Raw genomic sequence first — 363 nt, forward strand, 5'->3', positions numbered from 1 at the left:
GCAACGCGATGCGCCATACCTGAAGCGAACCATAATCTGGCAGCAGGGCGCTGGCCTGCTGGATGGAACTCTGTATCGTCCCCAGCGTATTGCTTTGCAACACGACGACCGCCACGCAGACGATAATTGCCAGTACGCTGACAGACGCGGCAAGAGTACCTTTGAATGTCACGTTTGCGACGCGTAGCAGCAGCGCGGCCAGCAGAGGACCAGCAAGGACCATCGTCAGGAAGAAGCTCAGCGTGGTGTAACCCGTATACCAGGTCGGGACAGTCTCTATCTGATAGACCCGGGTCATCGCCCAGACAAAAACGATACCCAGAAGCTGGCTGACAACCAGCCAGATTTTGCCCAAAGCTGGGG

1 protein-coding gene is annotated in these 363 nt (G+C 57.0%); it reads right to left on the minus strand.

Features of this window, described 5'->3' with window-relative positions:
- On the minus strand, positions 1 to 363 hold a 363-nt coding region (locus tag AC1DUP_RS36840), incomplete at both ends, for a DmsC/YnfH family molybdoenzyme membrane anchor subunit (protein ID WP_477837404.1).

The organism is Rhizobium sp. 01L419, from assembly GCF_056400025.1.